This is a genomic window from Vibrio cionasavignyae, assembly GCF_050337155.1.
Lineage (GTDB): Bacteria > Pseudomonadota > Gammaproteobacteria > Enterobacterales > Vibrionaceae > Vibrio > Vibrio nomapromontoriensis.
Window position 1 is genome coordinate 106894 of sequence record NZ_JAKJSR010000025.1, and the last position, 9333, is coordinate 116226.

Below are 9333 nucleotides of genomic sequence, written 5' to 3' on the forward strand. Positions count from 1 at the left end.
TGTCTCTAGCCGTATTCCATCATAATGATGCATTATGAATCCTTTTCTTGGTTTTTTCATTTACTAGCGTCAATTTCTGCTGAGAACACTCCATAATTGTGAGTTTACGTCACATATAAATATTAGTGCCATGCAATCTACTTGCTAGGGTTGATTTTTTGGGAGCTAAACACCATTTAGTGGGGTAATCATTGTAAACCCGCCGCAACGTATTTAGTGTCTTACACTATAATGCGGGTTAGAAAGCAGGAATCGAGATGAGTTCAGAAAATAATGCCGTTCGCCTCGACAAATGGTTGTGGGCCGCTCGCTTTTACAAAACACGCAGTGTTGCCCGTAATATGGTCGACGGTGGGAAAGTCCACTACAATGGACAACGTTCAAAACCCAGTAAAATTGTAGAGCTGAACGCCGTAATAACCCTCCGTCAAGGCAACGAAGAAAAAACGGTGATGATTGAACGTATTTCAGATCAGCGTAGAGGAGCACCGGAAGCCCAGACTCTTTATTCTGAAACGAAAGAGAGTATCGCTAAGCGAGAAGAATTCGCTTTGCAGCGCAAACTGAATGCACACAACCCAAGTCCAGAGCGTCGTCCTGACAAAAAACAGCGTCGCAATATCATTAAGTTTAAACACCAATAAGCTGGAGCTTCCTTAAATGGCTAATAACACATTAAACCGCTACCTTTTTGAAGAGCTATCTGTACGAGGAGAACTGGTACAGCTCGATACGGCTTATCAAGAGATTATTTCTAGCAAAGAATACCCTGCAGCACTGCAAAGCCTGCTTGGAGAGCTTCTTGTTTCAACTAGCCTACTCACCGCGACGTTAAAGTTTGAAGGCTCAATTACCATGCAACTGCAAGGTGATGGTCCAGTCTCTTTGGCGGTAATCAATGGTGACCATAACCAAAAACTACGTGGTGTGGCACGCTGGGAAGGTCAAATTGCCGATGACGCCTCGATTCACGACATGCTTGGTAAAGGCTATCTTGTTATCACGATCACTCCAGATAAAGGTGAGCGCTACCAAGGCGTAGTGGGTCTAGAAGGCGCTAATTTGTCAGAGGTGTTGGAAGGTTACTTTGAGCGTTCAGAGCAACTCAAAACTCGTCTTTGGATCCGCACAGGCATTCAGGATGGTCAAGCTAAGGCGGCAGGAATGCTATTACAAGTCATGCCTGATGGCACTGGCTCACCTGAAGACTTTGAACACTTAGAGCAATTAACAAACACTGTAAAAAATGAAGAGCTGTTCACTTTAGAAGCCAATGACCTATTGTACCGTCTTTACAACCAAGACAAGGTTCAATTGTTCGAACCAAAAGAAGTCGAATTTTTCTGTGGCTGTTCACGTGAACGCAGTGCAGACGCTATTGCCACTATTGCCCAAGATGAAGTCTATGAAATTTTAGCGCAAGAAGGGTCGGTAGCACTACATTGTGACTACTGTGGTAGCACTTACTCATTTGATGATGGCGACATAAAAGAGTTATTTGCTCAAAAAGATGAGCAAGGTGAGAAACCGACTCTACACTAATTTCGGTGTTAGAAATATGTTACACAAGCCAGTTCTATCTGAACTGGCTTTTTTTTATGAAAAATTTAACGATAACACAACATTTCCAGACGGAACGTATCACTATCCTGTTATCACTTATGTTACATTTACCCTAACGCAAAGGTTTGCCCTAGAATAAACCACCGCGATTTAATATGTGACCAAACACTTAAAACCGTCACGATATGATGAGTAATTTTTGAACTGCATCCCTGTTTTATCGGGTTTCCGTTGCTAGCATGGAGTTCAAAATAAAAAACAAATTATAACAATTTTAAAATCCCTACAAAAATCCAATAAGGAGCACCTATGACCGTTATGGACATTAATAAGGCTGCACAACTCGATCTAACTCAATATGGCATCACTGGCTCTACTGAGATTGTTCGCAATCCTAGCTATGAGCAACTTTTCACCGAAGAAACATTAGACACCCTACAAGGTTACGAAAAAGGTGTCGTCACTGAATTAGGCGCAGTTGCCGTTGATACCGGCATCTTTACAGGTCGCTCCCCTAAAGATAAGTTCATTGTTCGTGATGACACGACTCGTGACACGATGTGGTGGTCTGATCAAGGAAAAAATGACAACAAAGCAATTTCTGCCGATGTCTGGGATGAGTTAAAAACACTGGTCACTGGGCAGCTATCTAACAAACGCTTGTTTGTTATTGACGGCTACTGCGGTACCAACCCTGACACTCGCTTATGTATCCGTGTTATCACAGAAGTAGCATGGCAGGCACACTTCGTTAAGAACATGTTTATTCGCCCAAGCGATGAAGAACTTGCAACGTTCGAAGCTGACTTTGTGGTAATGAATGGTGCTAAGTGCACCAACCAAAAATGGCAGGAGCAAGGTCTGAATTCAGAAAACTTCACCGTCTTCAACCTGACAGAAAAAATGCAGCTTATTGGTGGTACTTGGTACGGCGGCGAAATGAAGAAAGGCATGTTCGCAATGATGAACTACTTCTTACCGCTTAAAGGCATCGCATCCATGCACTGCTCTGCTAACAAAGGCGAAGATGAAGACGTCGCTGTATTCTTTGGTCTATCCGGTACAGGTAAAACAACACTGTCTACCGATCCAAAACGTCAGCTGATTGGTGACGACGAACATGGTTGGGATGATGATGGCATCTTCAACTTCGAGGGTGGCTGCTACGCGAAAACGATCAATCTATCCAAAGAAGCTGAGCCAGATATCTATAACGCAATTCGCCGTGATGCTCTGCTAGAAAACGTAACGGTTCGCAATGACGGTTCTATCGACTTTGATGATGGTTCGAAAACCGAGAATACCCGTGTTTCTTACCCTATCCATCATATCGACAACATTGTAAAACCCGTTTCTAAAGGTGGTCATGCGAATAAAGTTATTTTCCTATCCGCTGATGCATTTGGCGTGCTTCCACCCGTTTCAAAGCTAACTCCAGAGCAAACTAAGTATCACTTCCTATCGGGCTTTACTGCTAAACTAGCCGGTACAGAGCGAGGTATTACTGAACCAACACCAACATTCTCTGCATGTTTCGGTGCCGCTTTCCTAACACTGCACCCAACCAAATACGCAGAAGTGTTAGTTAAACGTATGGAAGCCGCTGGCGCTGAAGCTTATCTAGTGAATACTGGCTGGAACGGTTCTGGTAAACGTATTTCAATCCAAGATACTCGCGGTATCATTGATGCTATCTTAGATGGTTCAATTGAAAATGCGGAAACTACGACAATCCCAGTGTTTAACCTAGAAGTTCCGACTTCGTTACCTGGCGTCGATTCTGGCATTTTAGACCCACGCGATACATATGTTGACCCACTACAATGGGAAAGCAAAGCGGAAGACCTCGCGAAACGTTTTGTGAATAACTTTGAGAAGTATACTGATAACTCGGAAGGTCAAGCATTAGTCGCGGCAGGACCACAAATAGACTAATACTTAGATTAATATTCAAGTTTTAGTGACCAAGCCCCTCATAAGAGGGGCTTTTTGATCACTTTCGAGCTAAATTACTGATTATGCTCAGTAGGTAAGAGAGAACAACGTGATACGAAAAACACTGGCCATAGTAATAGCGCTCATCGCTCTAGGACTACTTTCTGTATTAGCACTCTTTTGTTTGCTGCATACACAGTATGCGAGCCCTATGGTTTCCTATGCATTAGACAAAACACTGAACATTAAAGTAATCAGCGAATCCGTACGCTACCAGTACCCAAATCAGTTTGACTTCAATAGTGTCCGTATTGAAAGACAGGGGCAGGAATCGATAGATGCCAATAGCATGTCTATTTGGCTCTCACCCTCACAATCAATTACTGCACCACTTCGTATTCATGAATTGCTACTTTCAGGCTCAACTCTGTCTCGTCAATCTGCATCATTAGCCCATGACTTATCGATCGATAATATCGCTCTCGATCATATTGATTACTCTGATGACAATGTGATCATCAACGATCTTCAATTGCAACTCCGCAATGTTCAATATCAGCCAAACATGGCGAATATCCGTGGTGAGTTTCAGCTACGGGCTTCTCAAATATACTACCAAGGAGAATCCGCCAACGACGTACTCATTGATGGCGTACTCAACGGCGAGGAAAGCAAGATCTACGGTGCGTCTTTCACTTGGAATCAAGCAATGGTATCCACTCAAGCACAGTATGAAAATGGCACGTGGTCCTTAGTGAATGCGACAGTAGATAAGCTTAACCTCGATCTTACAACGGCTTCTATCGCTCATTACAACAAGATCTTTACTGCCATTGGTCACATCAATAGTGTAGATTTACTGCACGCTAATCTACGTTTCAACGATGTCAAAGTAGAAAATCTCAACGCGTCTTTTGAACAAATTGATCTTCGCCACTCTATTTGGGAGCAAATTGATGCTTACGTCTCGTTTGACGCTGATAGTATCCAATACCAGAGCCTCCAGTTTATTGAACCTACCGTTGAGGTCATTGCTGGTAAGGGAGTGATAAACTTAAAAGATATCGATAGTACGCTTGAGCAGGGTCGTATTCAGCTCGCAGGCGTTTGGCAGCCCAATGCGATAGCACTTGACCGTGTTGTTATCGATGGGGTGAAGGTGTATGAAGAAACACAGCAAAATGCTCTACAGTCACTTTTCAAGCTCCTTCCTCTTACCGGTCTCAACCAACTCAGTATCAATCATCTTACGATCGGTCGTGGGCAATGGATACAAACCGAGGATAAACCTAACTGGCAGGTCTCTGGCTTAAATTTGGAAGGTAATAATTTAGAGTTGATACGAAAAGGTCAGTGGGGTCTATGGCAAGGAAAAACCACGGCCTCAGCCAATAGCGTTAGTATTGATAGTGTCTTAGCCAGTCAAGTCGCTTTAGAAACTCAAAGTAACGATGGCAAATGGCAATTGAAACGACTATTTATCCCCTATCAAAAAGGGTATCTAGATGTGGTAGCTTCACTGGACTTTTCTGCGATAAGTCAGCCCTTAACCGTCAGTGCAAGAGCTTATTCTCTACCGTTGTCTTTGTTGAAATATTTGCAGACACCAAACAGTATTGATATTACTGGCATCGCTGATATCAACCTGTCTATGAATGTACTCACTGCCGATAGGCTAGCTATTTCAAAAACGTTAACAGGCAAGTTTGACGCCGTATTTGACAATACCTCTATCGCGAGCAATGAGGGTAACTCTATTCCAGTAGAAATAACACCACTTCAATTTGTTGCCGATCGGGGGCGCTTATCATTGTCACCATTTACCATCCATGGTGATAATATCGATGGGGAAGCGTCTGGCGAGGTCGAGTTAAGTCACCTCGAAACATCTCCAGTGGAACTAAAGCTCATTTCCCACTGTTCCGAATTGACCACTATTGATTTACTATCAGGGTCAGTGAAACAAAAGCCGACAACAAGCTGCTTATTAGAGCAATAATATGGTCAGCGATATCGCGAAACAATATCGCAGACCGTACTACTGAGTCATTTTGTCTTGGTAGTTTGGTAACAGCATATAAGTACCAACAAACTCTACAGCAGGCTTATCACCGCTAAAGATCGTGACGTTAATGATAATTCTCGCTTTACGTCCCGTCGCTAAACGGTCCAAATCGCCACTAATACCATCGAGTGAAGTCACCGCCACAGGGTTCATTTCTACCGGGTGTCGGTAACGAATCCCACTATCAGCAAGCACAATATCGGCATTCAATCCACGCTCTTGCATTAGTAACCACGTCATTCCCCAACCCGTTAATGTCGCGAGAGTAAAAGCTGACCCAGCAAACATTGTGTTATGTGGATTAAGGTTAGGGTTTAACTGAGCACTGCACTCGAATCGATAACCTGTGTACTGGTTAATCTTAATGCCCATCTTATCGCTAATTGGAATCTGCTGTTCCCAGCGCTGTTGTAGCTCGGCACACCACTCAGGACGGCGTAATACTTTCGCTAATGGATCAAGTGGCTTAATCATCAGTTGGTGGCGAATTGGACCATGCTGGTCGTTCAATTCCCCTTGGCACTCAAAACCATTTTTACCGTAGAATGAAATCGCATCCTCACGAGCATTACACACTAAACGTTTAACCCCTTCCTGTCGCGCAAAAGACTCCAGTGCCACAAGTACCAAAGAACCCATTCCTTTATCACGACGGCTGCTCTTTACCGCCATATAACGGATCTGACCTTCATTATCAGGCGTAATATAGAGACGACCAATAGCCATCGGTCGACCGCGACCATCAACGATCATACGGTGATGGCTCATTTCATCGTACTCGTCTCGCTCAGAGCCAACTGGTAAACGCCAGGGCTCTCGTAACATCTGCCAGCGAAACTGGTAGTACTTAGCCAGTTGATTCTCAGTCTTTGGAGTAATAAGTTTAAACATGGATATCCTTTCAAATGTAAAACTAACGCTTTACTCGACTATACTTGCAACCAAAACGTCACAGGGCCATCATTGACTAAAGAAACTTTCATATCTGCGGCAAACTGCCCGCATTCTGTTGGTAAGACATGACGACATTGTTCAGAAAAGTAGTGGTAAAGACGTTCTGCATCTATAGGGTTTGCACCGCGTGAAAATCCTGCACGCGTGCCCTTTTTGGTATCCGCAGGTAAAGTGAATTGCGAGACAACAAGTAAGCTTCCACCTACTTCTTTTACATTAAGGTTCATTTTACCAGCTTCATCTTCAAAAACTCGATAGGTAGTGACTCGCTCAACCAGTCTTTTCGCTTTTGCGTCATCGTCATCTTTTTCGACACCAAGTAAAACGAGTAACCCTTTACCAATTTCCCCTACAACTTGTCCGTCAACGCTAACCGAAGACTCACTTACTCTCTGTATCAGTGCTATCACTTAGCGCTTCCTTTATCTGTTGAGATTCATTGTCGACGCTCGATTGTAACATGTGAGATCTGGGTAGCCAGTGCTCTTTCTCACCAAGCGCAGCTGTCACCTCTGCACCAATCAGAACAATGAACCAACATAAGTATATCCATATAAACAATATTGGAATCGCAGCTATCGCTCCATAAATTAGTTGATAAGAGGGAAACTGGGTAATGTAGTATGCGAACGCTTTCTTACTGATTTCAAACAGTAAGGTTGCGGCCAAAGACCCAATTAAAGCGTGAGAGAAACGCACTTTTTTATTCGGGACTAATAGATATAACCCAGAGAATGCCAAGAGCGCCAAAATGGCGGGCAACCAGCCAATTAATAGGCTGAAAGCCCCACTTAATGCATCATGCTCCAGTATTTTTAATGACGTCACATAAGAGGTACCAACGATGCTTGCCCCAACTAAAATAGGACCCAACGTCAGTATCATCCAGTACATTGAAAAAGAAAATACGGCGCGCCGTTTCACTTTAACTCGCCAGATATAGTTTAAATTTCGGTCAATGTTAGAGATGAGCATTAAAGCGGCAACAAATAGAAAGCTACTCCCAATTGCTGTCATCTTTGTCGTATTAGAGACAAATTCGACCAAGGCAGAATATACAGCATCACCAGCAGCAGGAACAAAGTGCTGGATAATAAAGTCTTGAAGTACCTGCCCTGTATTAGCGAAGATTGAAAATGAAGAAAGCACGGAGAGCAAGACCGTCAGTAAAGGCACTATAGAAAGCAAAGTAATATAAGTTAAGTAGCCTGCATTAACATTGACACGGTCATGTGCCATTCGTTGTGCTAGATAACGAACAAAACGAATAATCTTTGCAATCAACTCCATCATGTTTCGAATGGGAAATGCATTGTCCCTAATTTTAAACTTCACTCGTAGGCTCCTTGCTAAACGACGCGTAAGTATTCTCGACATATAGAGGTTAGTAATGCTGCGCGCTCTTTAACTGGCAGCAATGGCAATGAGACAATTTGGTATCCCATAGACTCGTAGAGCTGGTAAAGCTTTCGATGAATGACCAGTGCTTCCTCGAAAGGATACGGGCGAATGTCATCTTGCACATAAGTTTCTAATGTCGGCTCGCAGAATATCACAAGCTGTTGATAGCCGCTGCTAGCTTCTAAAGCAATATGTTGTGGAATCTCTAAATTGCCCCATGAGAGATAGGCACAGATATCTGGAATCGCTCTATCAAGGAAAGTGAGTGGATAATTTAATGTTACCTGCTTTTGAGTCAGCATCTCTCTGAAGCATAGCTCTGCAAATCCCGATAAATCAACCCATGGTAAAGTTCCATTGATTACGCGAGACTGCTCAATAATAAGCTGCCTTGGCACTTCAGGAAATACTTGTATCTCTTCACATTCCATTGACTCTAAGAGCGTCGTTTTCCCTGAGCCTGGACCACCTGTAATAATAAATGGAAGGGTCGTGTTCATTACGTGTCAGTCTTAGTGTGATGGGGCGATAGTATTGAGTCTACCATCGTTCTTCTAAGAATGAAGATCTGTAGCCAAGTCTATAGGGCAGATTTTTGTTATCGTCAAAACGAAAAAACCCACCAAGAAGGTGGGCTTTGAATACGATAAATAAAGACTTATAACTCTTTGCTTCATTCATTAACCTCAGATGAGGTTATAATTAGAACCTGGCGATGTCCTACTCTCACATGGGGAAACCCCACACTACCATCGGCGCTACTGCGTTTCACTTCTGAGTTCGGCATGGGATCAGGTGGGTCCGCAACGCTATGGTCGCCAAGTAAATCTTGAGCTAACGTTATACGTTAGCGGTTAACTGGTGCTGATACCCAGACTCGAACTGGGGACCTCACCCTTACCAAGGGTGCGCTCTACCGGGCTGAGCTATATCAGCAATTAGTTTTTTGGACTAAAAGAGCCCGCTTTTTCAAACGGGCTCTTTTATCAAAATTAAAGCCTGGCGATGTCCTACTCTCACATGGGGAAACCCCACACTACCATCGGCGCTACTGCGTTTCACTTCTGAGTTCGGCATGGGATCAGGTGGGTCCGCAACGCTATGGTCGCCAAGCAAATTCTTCTTTTACTTTCAGCTTTTATTAAAAGCTAAAGGCAAAATTAATTCGGAAAGCTTAATAAAAGTCTTAATACACATTCAATTATGTTCTTGCTTTGAGTCCATCAAAACCCTTTGGGTGTTGTATGGTTAAGCCTCACGGGCAATTAGTACAGGTTAGCTCAATGCCTCACAGCACTTACACACCCTGCCTATCAACGTTCTAGTCTTGAACAACCCTTTAGGACACTTAAAGTGCCAGGGAAGACTCATCTCAGGGCTCGCTTCCCGCTTAGATGCTTTCAGCGGTTATCGAT

At 43.4% G+C, this 9333-nt stretch carries 8 protein-coding genes, 1 tRNA gene and 3 rRNA genes; 4 read left to right on the forward strand and 8 right to left on the reverse strand.

All coding sequences use genetic code 11. The features are described 5' to 3' along the window. The first annotated feature begins 257 nt into the window (after positions 1 to 257). The 4 genes from hslR to L4D74_RS19770 all read left to right on the forward strand — a co-directional run bounded on the left by hslR (position 258) and on the right by L4D74_RS19770 (position 5497). On the forward strand, positions 258 to 644 hold the full coding sequence (gene hslR / locus L4D74_RS19755; RefSeq protein ID WP_428754173.1) for a ribosome-associated heat shock protein Hsp15: 387 nt from the start codon (positions 258 to 260) through the stop codon (positions 642 to 644). Positions 645 to 660: 16 nt separating this feature from the next. Further along, positions 661 to 1542 (forward strand): Hsp33 family molecular chaperone HslO, encoded by an 882-nt coding sequence (gene hslO, locus L4D74_RS19760; protein WP_428754175.1) that lies wholly within the window; start codon positions 661 to 663, stop codon positions 1540 to 1542. A 330-nt stretch (positions 1543 to 1872) separates the two neighbouring features. Beyond that, the gene (gene pckA / locus L4D74_RS19765) at positions 1873 to 3498 is read left to right on the forward strand and encodes a phosphoenolpyruvate carboxykinase (ATP) (RefSeq protein WP_428754177.1); all 1626 of its coding nucleotides are present in this window, start codon (positions 1873 to 1875) and stop codon (positions 3496 to 3498) included. 109 nt (positions 3499 to 3607) lie between these two features. After that, positions 3608 to 5497: an AsmA family protein gene (locus tag L4D74_RS19770; protein WP_428754179.1), complete on the forward strand. Its 1890-nt coding sequence runs from the start codon at positions 3608 to 3610 to the stop codon at positions 5495 to 5497. Positions 5498 to 5536: 39 nt separating this feature from the next. On the opposite strand, the gene L4D74_RS19775 is transcribed toward L4D74_RS19770, so the two are convergent. The 8 genes from L4D74_RS19775 to L4D74_RS19810 all read right to left on the reverse strand — a co-directional run. Then, positions 5537 to 6454, reverse strand: a complete 918-nt coding sequence (locus tag L4D74_RS19775; RefSeq protein ID WP_428754180.1) for a bifunctional GNAT family N-acetyltransferase/hotdog fold thioesterase — start codon at positions 6452 to 6454, stop codon at positions 5537 to 5539. A gap of 38 nt (positions 6455 to 6492) precedes the next feature. Further along, on the reverse strand, positions 6493 to 6927 hold the full coding sequence (gene dtd, locus L4D74_RS19780; protein ID WP_428754182.1) for a D-aminoacyl-tRNA deacylase: 435 nt from the start codon (positions 6925 to 6927) through the stop codon (positions 6493 to 6495). Next, positions 6899 to 7810, reverse strand: coding sequence for a virulence factor BrkB family protein (locus L4D74_RS19785; RefSeq protein WP_428754193.1), 912 nt, complete (start codon positions 7808 to 7810; stop codon positions 6899 to 6901). Before L4D74_RS19785 ends, dtd begins: the two co-directional genes overlap by 29 nt. A 56-nt stretch (positions 7811 to 7866) precedes the next feature. Then, entirely contained in the window at positions 7867 to 8418 is a 552-nt protein-coding gene (locus L4D74_RS19790) for an AAA family ATPase (RefSeq protein WP_428754183.1), read from the reverse strand. Positions 8419 to 8625: 207 nt separating this feature from the next. Further along, a 5S ribosomal RNA gene (gene rrf, locus L4D74_RS19795) occupies positions 8626 to 8741 on the reverse strand. 36 nt (positions 8742 to 8777) lie between these two features. After that, positions 8778 to 8854 (reverse strand) — tRNA-Thr (locus tag L4D74_RS19800). Positions 8855 to 8915: 61 nt separating this feature from the next. Next, positions 8916 to 9031: ribosomal RNA gene (gene rrf / locus L4D74_RS19805) — 5S ribosomal RNA — on the reverse strand. A gap of 131 nt (positions 9032 to 9162) precedes the next feature. Further along, a 23S ribosomal RNA gene (locus tag L4D74_RS19810) occupies positions 9163 to 9333 on the reverse strand; the annotation flags it as partial.